This window comes from Archangium minus (assembly GCF_044360475.1).
Taxonomy (GTDB): Bacteria; Myxococcota; Myxococcia; order Myxococcales; family Myxococcaceae; genus Archangium; species Archangium minus.
This window is the reverse complement of record NZ_CP043494.1, coordinates 1990429-2008907: the sequence shown is the minus strand read 5'-3', so window position 1 is coordinate 2008907 and position 18479 is coordinate 1990429. Positions and strand designations below refer to the sequence as shown.

The 18479-nt window shown below is 70.2% G+C and carries 5 protein-coding genes; 4 read left to right on the top strand and 1 reads right to left on the bottom strand.

What is annotated here, in order from left to right:
• Window positions 1–30 precede the first annotated feature (30 nt).
• Window positions 31–6270, bottom strand: a complete 6240-nt coding sequence (locus tag F0U60_RS08265) for an amino acid adenylation domain-containing protein (RefSeq protein WP_395816258.1) — start codon at window positions 6268–6270, stop codon at window positions 31–33.
• A 245-nt stretch (window positions 6271–6515) separates the two neighbouring features.
• Between F0U60_RS08265 and F0U60_RS08260 the strand changes: the two genes are divergently transcribed.
• The 4 genes from F0U60_RS08260 to F0U60_RS08245 all read left to right on the top strand — a co-directional run bounded on the left by F0U60_RS08260 (window position 6516) and on the right by F0U60_RS08245 (window position 18319).
• Window positions 6516–7826: a hypothetical protein gene (locus F0U60_RS08260; RefSeq protein WP_395816255.1), complete on the top strand. Its 1311-nt coding sequence runs from the start codon at window positions 6516–6518 to the stop codon at window positions 7824–7826.
• A gap of 5 nt (window positions 7827–7831) precedes the next feature.
• Window positions 7832–8842 carry a GNAT family N-acetyltransferase gene (locus tag F0U60_RS08255; protein WP_395816252.1) on the top strand — a complete coding sequence of 337 codons (1011 nt, stop codon included), beginning with the start codon at window positions 7832–7834 and terminating at the stop codon, window positions 8840–8842.
• An 82-nt stretch (window positions 8843–8924) separates the two neighbouring features.
• Window positions 8925–12212: an amino acid adenylation domain-containing protein gene (locus tag F0U60_RS08250; RefSeq protein ID WP_395816250.1), complete on the top strand. Its 3288-nt coding sequence runs from the start codon at window positions 8925–8927 to the stop codon at window positions 12210–12212.
• Window positions 12209–18319 (top strand): amino acid adenylation domain-containing protein, encoded by a 6111-nt coding sequence (locus F0U60_RS08245; RefSeq protein WP_395816247.1) that lies wholly within the window; start codon window positions 12209–12211, stop codon window positions 18317–18319. The genes F0U60_RS08250 and F0U60_RS08245 overlap by 4 nt, the downstream gene beginning before the upstream one ends.
• The last annotated feature ends 160 nt before the right edge of the window (window positions 18320–18479 follow it).

Here is an 18479-nt window from a genome sequence, read left to right as displayed (position 1 = left end):
CCACTGCCGCACGCGCTCGGGGCTGTTCAGCTACTGCCCGGGCGCACTGAGGAAGCCGCTCTCGACGAAGTACTGGAAGTAGGTACGCAAGAGGGACGAGTCCACCGGCACGCATTCGATGCCACTGCCCTCCAGTCCCTCACGCGTGTTCCGGTGATCCACGCGTCCCCAAGACGAGAACAGCTTCAGCGGCCCCCCTCCGCCCGGCGCGTCGAGCAGATGCGCGAGCGCGAAGAGGGCGTTGTGATCCCGACGTTCGGTATCCCGCCGCAGCTCGTCGAGCCACTCGGCTTGGGACACGCTGCGCAGCTGATAGCCCAGGGTCGCCAGCCAGCCACGCAGGTGCCAGGCCGGCACCGGTCGCGGATGGCTCAAGTGGAAGGTCCGCCCCAGTGACCGGGGCTCGCGCGACAGGTGCGTGATCGCCTTCGCCACGAAGTCCACCGGTAGCAGATCCAGCGTACCATCCAGCTCCGGCATGCTCCCGAGCTGGATGAAACTCTTCAGGGTCCGGGAGACGAAGTCGGTGGTGTTCCAGGCCCCCGTCCGGCTGTGGCCAGCCACGTTGCCCAGGCGGTAGATGGCCACCTGCGCACCCCGGTCGCGCGCCTGCGCCACCAACCGCTCCGCCACCCACTTGCTCTGCGCGTAGCCCGTGCGGAAGCCTGTCGCCCCCTCGAGCCCATCCTCCTCCGCGAGCAGCCCCCCTCCCAAGCGCAGGTGAGGAGGGAAGACGGACAGCGTGGACACGTGGTGGAGCGGCTTCAGCCGTCCCCGACACGCGAGCTCCAGAAGCGCCTGCGTCGCATGCACGTTGGCTGCTCTCAGCTCCCGGTATGGGTGGAGGAAGCTCACCATCGCGCCGCAGTGATAGATGGCGTCGATCCGCTCGGCGAGCGCTTCAAACTGCGTGGGCGAGAGCCCCAGCCCGGGCTTCGACAGATCACCAGGGACGGGTTCGATCCGCTCCCGGAAGCGATCCTCCCAGAGGCCGTAGGCGCGGAGCCGCCGTTCCAGCTTGACCCCCGCCTCCTCTCTCCCCGTGGCGCGGATGAGACAGTGGACGCGCGCGGGCTGCCCGTCCAAGAGCTCCTTCAGCAGGAAGGCTCCGACGAAGCCGGTCGCGCCGGTGAGGAGAAGGTGCCGAGGAGGACGCAACCTCATGGGAGCCGCGCCGCGAGGATCAATCTCCGATGGCAGCACCGCCTCGGCCATCAGATCCACCTCCGCCTCGCCTCTCGACACTGGCGACCGCGCGAGCGCCGCGTCGATGACCGCCGCCATCCCACCAACGGTCGGATCCTCGAGCAGCGCCTGGAGCGACAGCGCGACCCCGAAGGTGGCTCGCGCCCGCACGGCGAACCGGACCGCCAGCAGCGAGTGCCCCCCCAGCGCGAAGAAGCTGTCGAAGGCGCCGGGCGTCTCCCCCCCGCCTAGCAGCTCGAGCCAAAGCGCCGCCACGGCGCGCTCGGTGGCGCTCCGAGGCGGGACGTGCCCGCCTGTGCCTCTCGGGGAGGCCCCCCAGACCGGCGCCGGCAGCGCGCGGCGATCGATCTTACCGTTCGGCGTCAGCGGGAAGCTGGCCAAGGGGACGAACATCGAAGGCACCATCGGCCCAGGCAGCCGCGCCGAGACCCATTGGCGCAGCGCCTCCACGCCCTCCACCTGCTGCTCCACCCTCGGGATGAAGTACGCCACCAGCCGCACATCCTCGGCGGCGTGCGTCCGGGCGACGACCACCACCTGCTCCACCGAGGGATGCCCCACGAGCGTCGCTTCGATCTCGGCCAGCTCGATGCGGTGGCCGCGCACCTTCACCTGATGATCGATGCGCCCGAGGAACTCGAGCCCTCCACCCTCCCGCCAGCGCACGAGATCGCCGGTGCGGTACAGGCGCGCGCCTGGCGTGGCGGAGAAGGGATCGGGAACGAAGCGCTCCGCCGTGAGCGCCGGCTGGCCGAGGTACCCCCGAGCCACCCCCGCGCCGCCGATGAACAGCTCACCCGGGACACCTACCGGAACCGGGTGCCCAGCCGCGTCGAGGACGTAGAGCTCGGTGTTGTCGATGGCGTGTCCAAGCGAGGGTTCAGAGTCCCCGCCCCGGAGGAGTTCCACCGTGGACCAGATGGTCGTCTCGGTGGGGCCGTATAGATTCCAGGCGCTCACGGCCCGCTCCTTGAGCGCACGGGCGAGCGAACGGGACATGGCCTCCCCACCACAGAAGGCGCGCAGCCGTTGGCCCACCTCGGGCCCGGACTGCAACAACATCTGCCAGGTGGTCGGCGTGGCCTGCACCACCGTCGCGCCGCACCTGGCCAGCCCCGCGGCCAGGAGCGCTCCGTCACGTTGCCACTCCTGCGGCGCGATCACCACGCAAGCCCCCACCACCAGCGGCAGGAAGAGCTCCAGCCCCGCGATGTCGAAGGAGAGCGAAGTCAGCGCGACCACCACATCCTCCGGCAGCAGCTCCGGCTCACGTCGCATCGACCGAAGGAAGTTGAGCAGGTTCCGGTGCGTCACCATCACGCCCTTCGGGCGCCCGGTGGAGCCGGAGGTGTAGAGGACGTACACCAACCGGGCCGTGAGCGCCGTCCGCGGAGGCGGCGTGGTGGGCAACGCGGCCAGCTCGGCGCGAACCTGCTCGAGGAGGAGCACCCGCGCCTCCCCCGGGGGGAGTTGGTCGTGCACCGCGGTCTGCGTCAACAGCACGGTCACTCCCGAGTCCGCCATCATGTAGGCCGTCCGCTCGGCCGGGTAGTCCGGATCCAGCGGGACATACGCTCCGCCCGCCTTCAGCACGCCCAGCACCGCGACCAGCATCTCCAGCGAGCGCGAGAGACAGAGCCCCACCCGCGCCTCCGGCCCGATGCCATGGCGCCGCAGCAGGTGGGCGAGCTGGTTCGCGCGCGCGTCCAATTCCCGGTACGTCACACGCTCGTCCCGGAAGATCGCCGCCACCGCCTCCGGGGTGCGCGCCACCTGGGCTTCGAAGATCGTGGGGAGATCGGCGTCGTCCGGCGGCGCCACCCTCGGCCCCTGGCCTCGCGCCAGCAACCCTGACTGCTCCTCCCCGGACAGCATCTCCAAAGAGGCCAGCGCCTTGGAGCCTCCCTCCGTCAGCGCGTGGAGTAACTGAGCCAGGTGTCCCAACAAGCGCTGGATCGCCTCGTCGCTGAACCGGGCGCGCTCGTAGGCGGCCCACAGCTCGAGCGACTCGCCCGGACGCGCCGTGATCGTCAGCGGATAGGGAGAGCGCGCCGCTCCGAAGCGCCGCTCCACGACGAGCCCCGTGTCCGGTGGGCTCCAGCATGCCGCCTCCGCGGGGTAGTTCTCGAAGACGAGCAGGCTCTCGAACAGCGCCTCACCGGGCTTGCCGTCGCACCACCGCTGGACCTCGGTGAGCGGCGTCTGCTCGTGCGCGAGGAGTCCGGCGAGTCGAGCCTGGAGCGCTCGGAGCCAGCCCACGACAGAGGCCTGGGAGGGCACCTCCGCCCTCACGGCCAACGTGTTGAGCAGCAACCCGACGATGCCCTCCACGCCATCCAGCTCGATGGAACGCCCGGACACCGCCAGCCCGAACGTCACTTCGCGCTGACCGCTGTAGCGCTCCAGGAGCACCGCCCACGCTCCCGCCAGCAGCGTGTTCAATGTGATCCGGTGGCGCCCCGCGAAGGCCTTGAGCCGAGCAGTTCGCTCTGGAGGGATCCGCAACGACAGCGCCGCGTCCGGCTCCGACACGCGGCTGGTGGGACGGCGATCCACGCTCAAGGGTGTCGGGGTGGCGCCAGGGCCCAGAGCTCCCCGCCAGAACGAGGACTCCGAAGAGAAGTCACGCGAGCGGATCCAGCGCACGAAGTCCCGGTATGGCCGGACCGGGGGCAGCTCATGGCGCATCCCGGCCCGGAGCGCCGCGTACGTGGCGAAGAGCTCACCCAGCACGAGCGCCGCGCTCCAGCCGTCGAAGACGAGGTGATGCAGGCTCCAGACGACCCAGTACCGTGCCTCGGCCAGCCGGACCACCGTCAGCCGCACCGGCGGCGCGTCCGTGAGCATGAACCCGCGCGCCCGATCCTCCGCGAGGAAGCGCTGGCGTTGCTCCTCGAACGGGAGCGGCTCCTGAGCGCTCCAATCCCTCCACTCGACCGGCGGGAGCTCCCGCGCCTCGACCTGGCGCGGAGCGGAGAGCCCCTCCCACTGAAAGCACGTCCGCAAGCCCGGATGACGAGCCCCCACCTCGCGCCAAGAACGCTCGAAAAGCTCCGGCACGAGCGGCCCACGGAGTTCGAACTCCAGCTGCTCGTGGTACACGCGAGACCCGGGCACGAGCAGCGTGTGGAAGAGCATCCCCTCCTGCATGGGCGACAGTGGATAGGGCTCCGTCTCCACCTCGGACGCGGGCTCCCGTGCGTCCTCCAAGGGCCCCTGAGCAGCCGCGCGCAGCACCCTGGCCAGCTCCGCGATGCTGGGATGACTGAAGAGCTGCGCGGGGCGGCACCCGTAGCCGGCCTCGCGAAGGCGCGCGGCGATCCGGATCGCGAGGATGGAGTCCCCTCCCAGCTCCAGGAAGTGCTCGTCACGCCCCGGGAGCGAGATGCGCAGCACCTCGCCCCAGAGTCGGGACAGGCTCGCCTCCAACGCGTCCCGCGGCGCCTCATGGGGGCGGGCCGGCACCAGACGGTTGAGCTCCGATAGCGCTGGCAACGCGCGGCGATCCACCTTCCCTGTCGGGGTGAGCGGAAGCGCGTCCAGCCGGACGAAGAACGCCGGGATCATGTAGTCCGGCAAGGAGCGCTCGAGGAACGCCCGCAACGCCGAGGGCTCGAGCGGCTCGGGCGCATCCCTCGCGGGGACGACATAGGCCACCAGACGGCTCTCGCCCTCCTCTCCGTGGCGCGCCACCACCACCGCCTCGCGGAGCCCGGGGTGGCCAGCCAGAGCGGCCTCGATCTCGCCCAACTCGATGCGGAAGCCGCGGACCTTGACCTGATGATCGCGGCGGCCGAGGAACTGCAACGTCCCATCCGGCATCCTGCGCACGAGATCTCCCGTGCGGTACAGCCGCGCACCCGGCTCCGCACTGAATGGATCCGGGACGAAGGCGGCGGCAGTGAGGTCCGGGCGCCGGAGGTAGCCCCGAGCCAGCCCCACGCCCCCGATGAGGAGCTCCCCTGCCTCCCCCGGCCCGGCGACGTGGCCCCGCTCGTCCAGCACGTAGAGCCGCGTCTCCGCCACGGGCTCTCCCAGCGGCACGTAAGGGCGCGTCTCCCCCGGGAGGCAGTCCCAGCAGGACGCGTCGATGGTCGCCTCGGTGGGCCCGTATTGGTGGTGAAGCCGCGCCGGCACCCGCGCCAGCACCCGCTCGCACAGGGAGACCGGGACCGCCTCGCCGCCGCAGAAGATGTGCCGCAGCGACACGCAGCGCTCCAGGTCCGGCTCCTCCAGCACCCACCGCAGCAGCGTGGGGCCGAAGTGCGCGACGGAGACGCCCTGCCGTGCGATCAGATCGACCAGGTAGCCGCTGTCGCGTTGTCCGCCCGGCCGGGCCAGCACCAGACGCGCTCCAGCGATCAGCGGCGCGAAGATCTCCCAGACCGAGATGTCGAAGCTCAGGGAGGCCTTCTGCAGGAACGCGTCTCCTGCCCCGAGGGGATAGGTCTCCTGGCGCCAGCGCAGGTGGTTGGCCACCGCCCGGTGCGACACCATCACGCCCTTCGGGTTCCCCGTGGAGCCCGACGTGTAGATGACGTAGGCCAGATGATCGGCGGTGAGCTCGCTGGGGGGCGGAGAGTCGGGCTCGGAAGAGAGCCGAGCCGCCTCCTTCCCGAGATCGACGACGCGGTGGCCACCCCACTCCCACCGAGCGGTCTCTGCGCCCGAGGTCACCAGCACATCCGCGCGCGCGTCCAAGAGGAAGCGCGTCAGGCGCTCCGCCGGATACTCTGGATCGAGCGGCAGATAGGCGCCCGCCGCCTTCCAGATCCCGAGCACACCGATGACCATGTCAATGGAGCGAGGGACGTGCAGCCCCACGATGGACTCGGGCCCAACCCCAAGCCGCCGCAGGTGGTGGGCGAGCCGGTTGGCGCGAGCCTCCAGCTCCCCATAGGACACCTCGCCCTCTTCGGACCAGATCGCGATGGCGTCCGGCGTGTGCCGAGCCTGCGCCTCGACCTGCTCGTGCAGCAGGAGGGAGGCGCGTCGATCCTCTGCCCTGTCCAGGGTGGGAGCATCCCCGAGCGGGAGTCCCCCCCACGGTGTCGACTTAGCCATTCATCACCACCTCGAATACCTCCACCCCCGACACTCGCTCCAGCGAGAGCAGGACGAGGGTCGAGACATCCACCGTCGGGAACGCCAGGGATTCTGCCGTACCACGCGCGGGCCGTGCAAACGCCGATCCACTCGCGCCGCGCCCCGGCAACTCCGCTCGCTTCGACGCGGCGCAGCCAGCGCGAGAGCAAGCCGGATCCCGCCGCCCGGCACATGAAGCTAGGATTGCACGGTGGAGGTTGTCCGTGGACTTGCAACAAATCTCAGAGATCCTGACGCGTCTCGAGCAGCACGAGCTGCGCGCCGCGCGCATCCTGAACATGGTGCCGAGCGAGAACAGCATGTCGGCGCTGGCCAAGCTGCCGATGCTGCTCGATCCATACCACCGCTACTTCTTCAACGACGGGGCGGCGGAGGAGCCCTGGGAGTTCCGAGGCGTGGAGGAGCTGGCGTCGCTGGAGACCGAGCTAGCCAGGCCGCTGCTGCGCGAGCTGGCGGGCGCCGAGCTCGTCAACGTGCGCGCGCTGTCCGGGTTGAACCTGATGACCCTGACGCTGTCGGCCCTGGGCGGCCCTCCTGGCTCGGAGGTGATGCTGCTGTCACGCGCCCAGGGCGGGCACTACGCGACCGCGAGCGTCGCCGCCCGGCTGGGATTGAAGGTCTGCTACGCGACCGGCCCTGACGCACATACCCTCGATGAGACACAGCTCGCCGAGACGCTGCGAGCACGCCAGCCGGGGCTCGTCTACATCGACCAGTCCAACGCGCTGTTCCCCCTGGACGTCGAGCGGATCGCCCGCATCGTCCGGCACGAGGCCCCGAGCACCCTCCTCCACATCGACGCGAGCCACTGGATGGGCCTGATTCTCGGCCGCCAGCTCCTCAACCCGCTCGCGGCAGGTGCCGACTCGTTCGGCGGCTCCACCCACAAGACGTTCCCGGGGCCACAGAAGGCCCTCTTCGCCACCAACCGACGGGATCTCTTCGAGCGCTTCCGGGCGACCCAGCAGTACATGGTGAGCAGCCACCACTTCGGCGCGACCATCAGCCTGGCGTTGGCGCTGCTCGAGTTCAAACACTGCCACGGTGAGCAGTACGCCGCCCAGGTGGTGGTGAACACCCGGCGCTTCGGCGCCGCGCTCGATCGCCTCGGGCTGGAGCTCGATGGCAAGGAGCGCGGCTTCTCGGCCGGCCATCAGCTCTGGATCCGGACGCGAACGTCCGGGGTGGACGCATTCACCGCGAGCCAGCGGCTGTTCGACGCGGGCATCCGCACCAATGCCTATCCGTCGCTGCCCGGGATCTCGGAGCCGGTGCTCCGGGCAGGCCTGAATGAGCCCACGTACCACGGGCTCGTCGCCGACGATATGGAGGAGCTCGCCGAGCTCTTCGTGGCGGCGATCCGCCAAACGCAGCCCGCAGAGCAGATCTCCAGCCGCGTGGCGGCGATGCGCGCGCGCTATCGCTTCCCCTACCGCTTCCCGTCAGACGATCCGAAGCTGCTTGAGCAGGCGATGCGCCTGGTGCGTGTGGCGCTGACGCAGCCCAGGGAGTGAGCACCATGGAATTGGTCCCCTTCACGAACGAGCACCTGGACGCGGCCTCCTCGCTGCTCGCCCTGCGGCACCGCGCCCACCGGGCCGCGCACCCCCTGCTACCCGCCGCGCCCGAGGAGCCTGCCGAGGCGCGGCGGCTCCTGGAAGCACTCCGAAAGCGGCCGCGCACGAGCGGCTTCGCCGCGCTCCAGGGTGGGCGACTCATCGGCTTCGCGCTTGGGACGCTGCGGATCGACACCACCTGGGGACGCTCCGCCTGGCTGTTCGCCCCCGGCCACGCGCTCGCGCCCGGAGCGAGCCCCGAGGTGTACCGCGAGCTGTACGCGACCCTCGCCAGGCAGTGGGTCCGGGCCGGCTGCTTCGCCCATGTCGCCCTCCTCCCGGCCAGTGATCGCCCCGCGGTCGAGACCTGGAGCAGCCTCGGCTTCGGGCACGAGCAGGTCCACGCGCTCCGGTCCCTGGACGCAGTGGTGTCCCCATCTGGCGCCCCGGAGCAGGGCGTGCGGCTCCGCCGCGCGGGAATGGAAGATCTGGACCGACTCCTGGAAGTGGCGGGGCTCGTCTCGGAGCACCAGCGCGAGTCACCGGTCTTCGCGCCGTACCTGCCCGAGTTCTCCGAGGACTGGCCGCAGGACTACACGGAGCTGCTCCAGGGGGAGGCCGATCGCATCTGGCTCGCGGAGCAGGCCGGTCGGCTGCTCGGGTTCGCCATCTTCAGCCCGGCTGAACCAACCGCCGACGATCTGCTGACTCCTCCGGAGAGCGTCAGCTTCACCGTGGGCGTCACCCGCGAGGAGTTCCGCCGCCGCGGGATCGGCCGTGCGCTGTTCGCGTGCGGCCTGGAAGAGGCCCGACGCATGGGGTTCCGCTCCTGCATCGCCGACTGGCGTTCGACGAACCTGACCGCCTCCCGAGCGTGGCCGCGCCTGGGCTTCACTCCAGCGCTCTACCGGATGACCCGCCGGATCGACGAGCGCGTGGCCTGGGCGCGCGGCCACTTTGGCGCCACCGATTGAATTGCCCATGAAAGAACGGTACCTCTCGCCTGCCCGCCCCTCCAGGCGGCGCGTCACCATCACGAACCGGACGGGCTGACCGATGACACACAACGCCATCGAAGACATCTACCCGCTCTCGCCCCTGCAACAGGGGATGCTCTTCCACAGCCTGTACGCCCCCGAGGCCGGGCAGCACCTCCTCCAGATCACCTGCACGCTCGAGGGTGCCGTGGAGCTGGCGCATTTCGAGGCGGCGTGGCAGCACGTCCTCGACAGGCAACCCGCGCTGCGCACCTCGTTCACCTGGGAGGAACTGGAGGAGCCGCTGCAGGTCGTCCACCGCTCCGTCTCCGTGCCGCTCACCCGGCGGGACTGGAGCCACCTCACACCGGAGGCACAACGCCGTGAGGTGGCGAGCCTGCTCGAGGAGGATCGCCGGCGCGGGTTCGAGCTCGGCCAGACGCCGCTCATGCGGCTGCTGCTCGCGCGTACTGGCCCTCGGACGCACACGTTCATCTGGAGCTGCCACCACCTGCTGCTGGACGGCTGGTCGCTCGGGCTGCTGCTGAAGGAGTGCCTCGACGCGTATCACGCGCTCGCCCGGGGCAAGCCTCCCGCGCGCACCGTCACGCGCCCCTACCGCGACTACATCGCCTGGCTCAAACAGCAATCGGTCGAGCAGGCAGAGGACTTCTGGCGCAAGCAACTGGCCGGGTTCTCCGCGCCCACGCCCCTGCCGGTCGCACGGGCCACGACGGGCGAGGGGCCCTCGCACGGGCGCTCCTCCCTCGCGCTGTCCGAGGAGACCTCGGAGCGACTCCGCGCGCTTGCCCGCACGCACGCGCTGACGCCCAACACCCTCTTCCAAGGGGCATGGGCGCTCCTCCTCAGCCGCTACAGCGGCCAATCGGACGTCGTCTTCGGCACCACGGTGGCCGGACGTCCCGCCAGCCTGGAGGGCTCGCACTCCATGGTGGGGATGTTCATCAACACCCTGCCGGTGCGGACGCGGGTCGATCCGGATGCCCTCGCGCTGTCGTACCTCCAACAACTCCAGCGAGAACAGGCCGAGGCGCGCCAGTACGAGTACAGCTCGCTCGTGCAGATCCACGGCTGGAGCGAGGTACCGCGCGGCCAGAACCTCTTCGAGACGCTGCTCGTCTTCGAGAGCTTCCCCTTCTCCCGCGCCGAGCCGCCGCCGGACGGAGGCGCCACCGTCACGGACGTCGAGACCCACGACTTCACCAACTACACCCTCGACATCGACGTCGTCCCCGGCCCCGCCTTCACCCTCGTGGCGAGCTATGATCGCCAGAGGCTCGACGACGCGACGCTCAAGCGACTGCTGGAGCACTACGCCCGACTGCTCGAGGAGCTGGCCCGCGCCCCCGAGCGGCGCCTGAGAGAGTTCTCCATGCTCTCGGACGCCGAGCTCCATCAGGTCCTGATCGACTGGAACCGGCAACGGGCGGATCATCCCCTCGACAGCTCCATCCAGGAGCTGATCCAGGAGCAGGTCGCGCGGACCCCGGACGCGATCGCCGTGACCCACCGCGCCAACCAGCTCACCTACCGCGAGCTCAACGCCCGGGCGAACCAGCTGGCGCATCCCCTCATCACCGAGGGCGTGGGCCCGGATACCGTCGTCGCGCTGCTCGGCGACCGAGGCGTGGACTTCCTCGCCGCAATCGTCGGAATCCTCAAGGCGGGCGGTGCGTACCTCCCGCTGGATCCGGGCCACCCCGCCGAGCGACTGGCGCAGATCCTGGGGCAGAGCCGGACTCCGGTGGTGGTGGTGTCCCGAGAGCGTCGCGCGCTGCTCGACGCGGCGCTCGCGCTCCTGCCCGCTGAAGCCCGACCGCGCGCACTGGAGATCCCAGAGCTGCTGGAGCGCCGGGCCCCAACTGACAATCCGCCGCGCCGCAGCCACGGGCGGGATCTGGCGTACGTCATCTATACCTCCGGCTCCACTGGCGCTCCCAAGGGCGCCATGCTGGAGCACGCCGGGAAGATCAACCACCTGCGCGGCATGATCGACTTCCTGCGGATGACCCCGTCGGACGTCATGGCGCAGACGGCCTCGCAGTGCTTCGACATCTCGGTCTGGCAGTTCCTCGCGCCGCTGTTGGTGGGAGCGCGGGTCCAGATCCTCGACACCGAGCTGGCGCGGGATCCCGCGAGCTTCCTCTCGGAGCTGGACCGGACGGGAATCACCGTCCTCGAGGTGGTCCCCTCGCTGTTGACGGCGATGGTCGAGCAGCTCGAGCTGATGGAGCCGGCGCGGCTGCCGATGCCGTCGCTCCGCTGGATCATGCCCACCGGAGAGGTGCTCCCGCCCGCGCTCTGCAGGCGGTGGCTGAAGCTGTACCCACGCGTGCCGCTGCTCAACGCCTACGGCCCCACGGAAACCTCGGACGATACGAACCTCTACACGGTGTCCCAGCCGCCACCGGAGAACGAAGAGCGCGTTCCGGTGGGCTACTCGCTCCCGAACCTGACGATGTACATCCTGGATCCAGGGCTGCGTCCGGTGCCCATCGGGCTCGCGGGGGAGCTGTACATCGGCGGCGTCGGAGTGGGCCGCGGATACCTGAACGATCCCGTGCGCACGGCGGCGGCGTTCCTGCCGGATCCGTTCTCCGACGTCAGCGGCGCGCGCTTCTACAAGACGGGCGACATCTGCCGCTACCGCCCGGATGGGAGCATCGAGTTCCTCGACCGGGCGGACTTCCAGGTGAAGATCCGTGGCTACCGCGTGGAGCCCGGCGAGGTGGAGGCGGTGCTCACACGCCACTCGGCGGTGAAACAGGCCGTGGTGGTGGCGCGAGAGCTTCCCGCCCGCGGCAAGCAGCTCGTCGCCTACGTGGTGCCACGCGAGGGCGCTTGGCCCGGCGCGCCAGGAGGCGACACCCACGCCCACCGCGAGGGCCTCACCTCCCTGCGTGAGTTCCTCCAGGAGCACCTGCCGCATTACATGATGCCGTCCGCCTTCGTCGTGCTGTCCACGTTGCCGCTGAACGCCAACGGGAAGGTGGACCGCAAGGCGCTGCCCATGCCAGACGCCGCCTCCTCCCAGGAGTCTCGCGCGCTCACGCCGCCCCGCAGCAACGTGGAGGAGCAGCTCGTGGCGCTCTGGCAGGAGGTGCTGTCTCGCGAACCGATCGGCGTCGAGGATGACTTCTTCGAGCTCGGAGGGCACTCGCTACTGGCGGTTCGCGCCCACTCCAGGCTGCGCGAGCTCTTCGGCATCGACCTGCCACTCCGGTCCCTGTTCGAGCTGACCACCGTGGCCCGTCTGGCCGAGAAGATCGAGGCCATCCGCTGGGCGAACTCGGCCCCCTCCGGGGATGAGCCGGAAGATGTCGAGCGCGACGAGGTGGAGCTGTGACAGTCCTCGAGCTGGTCACGGGGCTGCGTCAACGCGGTGTGCGGCTGTGGCTGGAGCAGGATCAGCTCCGGTGCAGCGCCCCCAAGGGAGTGCTCACCGAGGAGCTGCGTGCCTCCTTGAGCGCCCGCAAGGCGGAGCTGATCGACTTCCTTCGGGAGGCGCGGATGGCCTCCGCCACCGGCTCCGTCATCCCGAGGGCATCGCGTCCCCCGAGGATTCCCCTCTCATTCGCGCAGCAGCGGCTGTGGTTCCTCGACCAGCTCGAGCCGAACAGCCCCCTGTACAACATGGCGGCGCCGCTCAGGTTGCGCGGCCCGCTCGACGTGGAGGCGTTCCGGCGCGCCTGCACCGAAGTGGTGCGCCGCCACGAGTCGCTGCGCACCACCTTCCAGAAGATCGAGGACCAGCCCTTCCAGGTCATCGCCGCCCCCGCTCCCCACCCTGTCCCGCTGGTGTCGCTCGAGGCGCACCCGCCCGCCGAGCTCGAGACGATCATCTCCAGGATGGTGCGGGAGGAGGCCTCGCAGCCATTCAATCTGGCGCGAGCTCCGCTCGTACGGACCACCCTGCTGCGGCTGGCCCCGGACGATCACGTGCTGCTGCTCACCGTCCATCACATCATCTCCGATGGCTGGTCCGAGACCGTGCTCGTGCGGGAGATGGCCGCGATCTACACGGCAGCGGTAGCCGGCACCGAGCCCTCGCTGCCGGAACTGCCCATCCAGTACGCGGACTTCGCGATCTGGCAGCGGAGCTGGCTCCAGGGCGAGGTGCTCGAAAGCCAGCTCTCGTACTGGCGGCGACAGCTCGCGGGCGCGCCGCAGGTCCTGGAGCTGCCCTCGGACCGGCCGCGCCTGGCAACGCGCACCGGCGAGGGCGCCAGCCTGTGGTCCCTCATCCCAGCGGAGCTGGCGGAGGCTCTCCGGGCGCTGGCCCGACGCGAGGGCGCGACGCTGTTCATGATGCTGATGGCGGCGTTCCAAGCGCTCCTGCACCGGTACACCGGCCAGGACGACATCGTCGTAGGCACGGACGTGGCGAACCGCAGCCGCGCCGAGACCCAGGGGTTGATTGGCTTCTTCATCAACCAGCTCGCGCTGCGCGCCCGCTTCGGGGGGGACCCCTCCTTCCGGGAGCTGCTCGGGCAGGTGCGCGCCACGGCGCTGGACGCATACGCCCACCAGGACCTGCCCTTCGAGGAGCTGGTCAAGGCGATCAACCCCGAGCGGAGCCGCAGCCACTCGGCCATCTTCCAGGTGAAGCTGCTGCTCCAGGACGTGGCGCTCTCGGAGCTGTCGCTGCCTGGGCTCACGATCCAACCGGTAGAGGTGGAGCAGACCTCCGCGAAGCTGGACCTCACCGTCTTCGTGGCGGAGACACCACGGGGCCTGGAGTGCAAGTGGGAGTACAGCACGGAGCTGTTCGAGGAGGGCTCCATCCGCCGGATGATCTCGCACTACGAGCGGCTCCTGGCCGGCGTGGTGACGGCCCCTGGCCGCCGTGTCTCCGCGCTGCCGCTCCTGTCCCCGGACGAGGAGCGCCAGCTCGTCGTCGAGTGGAACGCCACCCGGACCGAGCCCCCGCGCGCCACCTCCGTCCATGCGCTCTTCGAGGAGCAGGTCCGGCGGACGCCCGAGTCCCTGGCGATCCTCCACGAGGGCACCGCGCTCCGCTACCGCGAGCTGAACGAGCGGGCGAACCAGCTCGCAAGGCGCCTGCGGGTGATGGGCGTCGGCCCCGAAACGGTGGTCGGCCTGTGCCTCGAACGCGGCCCGGAACTGGTGGTAGGCCTGCTCGGCATCCTCAAGGCGGGCGGCGCCTACCTCCCGCTCGATTCCACCTACCCCGCAGAGCGGCTCGCCTTCATGCTCCAGGACGCCCGCGTCCCGGTGCTGGTGACCCTCGAGCGGCTCGCCGATGAGCTCCCCTCGCAAGGCGAGCAACTGCTATGCCTGGACACGGAGCAGGAGGCGCTGGAGCACGAGGACACGTCGGATCCGGAGTTCCCCATCACCGCGGGGAACCTGGCGTACGTCCTCTACACCTCGGGCTCCACCGGCAGACCGAAGGGGGTGATGATCGAGCACCGCGGGGTGGTGAACTACCTGGACTGGTGCGCCCGTGCGTACCGCGTGGCGGAGGGTTCGGGAGCGCCGGTGCACTCATCCGTCTCCTTCGACCTGACGGTGACAAGCCTCCTCGCACCGTTGGTGACGGGGCGCGCGGTGACACTGGTGTCGGAGGACGACCGGCTGGAGGGACTGGCGAAGGCGCTCCGCTCGCAGGCGGACTTCAGCCTGGTCAAGCTGACTCCGACGCACCTGAGGCTGCTCGCGCGGCAGCTCGACGCGACCACGCTCGCCGGGCAGACGCGCGCGCTCGTCATTGGCGGGGAGGCGTTGACCGCCGAAATGCTGGAGCCCTGGAGGACACACGCTCCCGGGACGCGCCTCATCAATGAGTACGGCCCGACCGAGACGGTAGTGGGCTGCTGCATCCACGAGGTCGAGCCGGGGAGCACCCACGCGGGCTCGCTCCCTATCGGTCGGCCCATCGCGAACACGCGGCTCTACGTGCTCGACGAGCACCTGCGCCTCGTCCCGGTGGGCGTGCCCGGGGAGCTCTACATCGGGGGGGACGGCGTGGCCCGCGGCTACCTCGATCGGCCGGAGCTGACCTCGGAGCGCTTCGTACCAGATCCGTTCGGCGACCTCCCCGGCGCCCGGCTCTACCGGACCGGGGACCGGGTGCGCCGCCTCCCGGATGGAGTCCTGGACTTCCTCGGCCGCAGGGATGAGCAGGTGAAGGTGCGCGGGTACCGGATCGAGCTGGGAGAGCTCGAGGCCGTGCTCGGCCAGGACCCCAACGTCCGCGAGGTGGTGGCGGTCGCTCGCGAGGACATCGAAGGCAGCAAGCGGCTGGTGGCCTATGTGGTGCCGGAGCAGAACGTGGCCGTGGACCCCGAGGCGCTGCGCCAGCTCGCCCGCGCGAAGCTCCCGGAGCACATGGTCCCCTCGGCGGTGGTGCAACTGGACGCGCTGCCCCTGACACCGAACGGAAAGGTGGATCGCGCGGCGCTCCCCGCGCCGGAGACAGTCACGCGGAAGGAGCGCCACACCTACGTCGCGCCGCGGAGCGGTGCGGAGGCCCTGCTGTGCTCCCTTGGGGCCGAGGTCCTGCGCCTGGAGCGGGTCGGCATCCGCGACAACTTCTTCGAGCTCGGCGGCGACTCGATCCTGGCCGTGCAGCTCATCGGCCGGGCGAACCGGGTCGGCCTGCACCTGACTCCGAAGCAGCTCTTCGAGCACCAGACGTTCGAGGAGCTCGCGGCGGTGGCAGGCACCGGCGGGGCCATCACCGCGGAGCAGGGGCTGGTCACGGGCGACGTCCCGCTCACCCCGATCCAGCGATGGTTCTTCCGTCAGCCCCAACCCGCGCCCCACCACTTCAACCAGGCCGTGCTGCTGGAGACGCGCGAGCCCTTCCGTCCGGCGCTCCTCGAGCCGGCGATCCGGGCGATCCTCGCCCACCATGACGCGCTCCGGCTGCGCTTCGAGTCCACCGAGCACGGCTGGACCCAGCGCTGCGTCGAGCCGGATCCCGCTCAGGTCGTCAGCATGTTCGAGCTCTCGGGACTGCCGCCAGAGCAGCAGCGCCGCGAGCTGGAGGCCACCGCGGCACGGCTGCAGGAGAGCCTCGATCTCCAGCGGGGTCCGTTGCTGCGGGCCGCGTGGTTCGACCTCGGCCACGGGGCGGGACGCCTGCTGCTCCTCGCCCACCACCTGGCCGTGGACGGCGTCTCCTGGCGCGTCCTGCTAGAGGATCTCCAGACGGCGCACCGGGAACTCCTACAGGGCCGCGAGCTCGTCCTCCCCGCGAAGACCACTTCGTACCAGCACTGGGCCAGGCGGCTGCACGAGTACGCGGCCACTCCCGCTCCCGCCTTCGACTACTGGAGCCGGCTGGAGCTCTCCAACGTGACGCGGCTCCCGGAGGAGGTACCCGGGGCGTCGACCACCCGTGACACCGTCGCGGACGCCCGGACCCACTCCGTGGAGCTCGGCGAGGAGGAGACGTCCGCGCTCCTCCGCGAAGTGCTCGAGACGTTCCACTGCGGGATGAACGATGTCCTGCTCACTGCGCTCGCATCCGCGCTGGCGCACTGGACGAACAACCGCAAGTGGCTCGTGGATCTCGAGGGCCATGGTCGGGAGCCGCTGTTCGATGACGTGGACCTCTCGCGGACGGTGGGGTGGTTCACCTCGATCTTCCCCGTCGTGCTCGAAGCGCCCGCGGGCGGTGAGCTGCTGGAGGTGCTGGAGTCCGTGAAGAACCGACTCCAGAGCATCCCGAACCAGGGCATCGACTTCGGCATCCTGCGCTACCTGCGCCAGGAGGACGAGGATGCGGCGCCCACGAGCGAAGCGCAGGTGGTGTTCAACTACCTGGGGCAGCTCGATCAGGTGTTCGCGGGCGACGACCTTTTCCGGCCCGCGGAGGAATCGCCAGGCCCGACCGTCAGCCCGAGGGCTCCGCGCACTCACGCGCTCGAGGTCAGCGGGTTCATCCACGGCGGCCGGCTGAGGGTGGGCTGGACGTACAGCGAAACCCGCCACCGCGCCGAGACGATCGCGCGGCTCGCGGAGCGCTTCCTCCAGACGCTGCGGGAACTCGTCGCGCTCGCACGCGAGGACGGGCTCCGGGGCCGTGCGGCCCGCTTCCCGCTCGCGCGTCTGGCGCCGAGAACTCTCGAACTCCTGCTGAAGGACGCGCCCGATGCGGAGGATGTGTACCCGCTCGTGCTCGGCCAGCGCGAGATGTTCGAGCACACGCGAGCGCACCCCGGAGCGTGGGCCTACTTCACCCAGCTCTCGTGCCGGCTGGTGGGGCGCTTCTCGCCGGATGCCTTCGTCGCGGCCTGTCAGCGGGTGATGGAGCGGCACCCAGCGCTCCGAAGCTCGGTGGCGCTGGAGGGGCTGGCCGAGCCCTTCCAGCTCGTTCACCGTCAGCTCGTGCTCCCCGTCGAGTGGCTCGACTGGACGGGACGGACGGAGGACGAGGCGCGCGCCGCGTTGGAGCAGTTGCTCGAGACGGACCGAGAGACAGGCTTCGTCGCGGGCCGCCCGCCGATGCTACGGCTCACGTTCGTCCAGCTCGCCCCCGAGGTAGTCCACCTCGTGTGGAGCAGCCACCACGGCATGCTCGATGGCTGGAGCATGTCCCTGCTGCTGGAAGAGGTGTTCACGGTGTACGGCGCCCTCTTGCGCGGGGCCCCCGTGGAGTTGCCGCCGCGACCGCCCTTCCGGGAGCTCGTCGCCTGGCTGCAACGCCAGCAGTCCTGGCGCGCCGAGGCTTACTGGAGGCGCGTATTGGCGGACGTGAAAGAACCGGCAGCGCTCTCCCGTCCTCCGAGCAACCGACCGCTCCTGCCGGAGCATGAGCGATATGCCGAGCACACGATCGAGCTGGCGCCAGCCACCACGGAAGCGCTCCAGGAGCTGGCGCGGGCGCACCGGCTCACGGTGAACACCCTGGTCCAGGGTGCGTGGGCGCTGGTGCTGGCCAGTCACCACCGCACCCAGGACGTCGTCTTCGGAGTGACCGCGGCCACGCGCCCCGTGAACATCCCGGGAGTGGAGGAGATGGTCGGGCATCTGATCAACACGCTCCCGACCCGGGTGCGGCTGGCACCGGACGCCTCCGCCCTCGAATGGCTGTCGGAGCTGCAGGCCCAGCAGGTGGAGCAACGTCAGTTCGAGCATGTCCCGCTCTCGGCGGTGCGGCGCTGGGCCGGACTGCCGGACGACAGCCCCGTGTTCGACAGCATCCTGCGCTTCGAGAACTACCCCATCCGCTTCGTCCTCGAGCGCGCGGCGCCGGGCTTCTCGGTCGAGGCGCTGCGCATCATCGATCGCTGGCCCTACCCGCTATCTCTGGTGGCCATCCCGGGCCCCCCGTTGAGGCTCGAGCTCGGCTGGCAGCGCGATCGAATCGACGAGGCCACGGCCACGCGCGCGCTGGAGCAACTTCGGCACGTGCTCGAGCGTCTCCTCGTGGACCCTCGGCAGAAACTTTCCGTGCTGATGGGGCCTCCGAGACGCTCTTGAGAGCGCGTGGCGCTGGTTGAACCAGGGGGCGACGTCTGCAAGAATCCGCCCAAACCGCGCGTCCGTACGTAGCGGCCGAGGTGAGCGTTTCCGTCCCATCCTGGAAGCAGCTTCACCTCACCGTGGCGAGGCGGATCCGGCGGCGGCGAGCCGAACCACA

Coding starts and splice junctions, on each gene's coding strand:
- F0U60_RS08255 (WP_395816252.1), top strand. CDS start 7,832: ATGGAATTGGTCCCCTTCACGAACGAGCACCTGGACGCGGCCTCCTCG.
- F0U60_RS08250 (WP_395816250.1), top strand. CDS start 8,925: ATGACACACAACGCCATCGAAGACATCTACCCGCTCTCGCCCCTGCAA.
- F0U60_RS08265 (WP_395816258.1), bottom strand. CDS start 6,270: ATGGCTAAGTCGACACCGTGGGGGGGACTCCCGCTCGGGGATGCTCCC.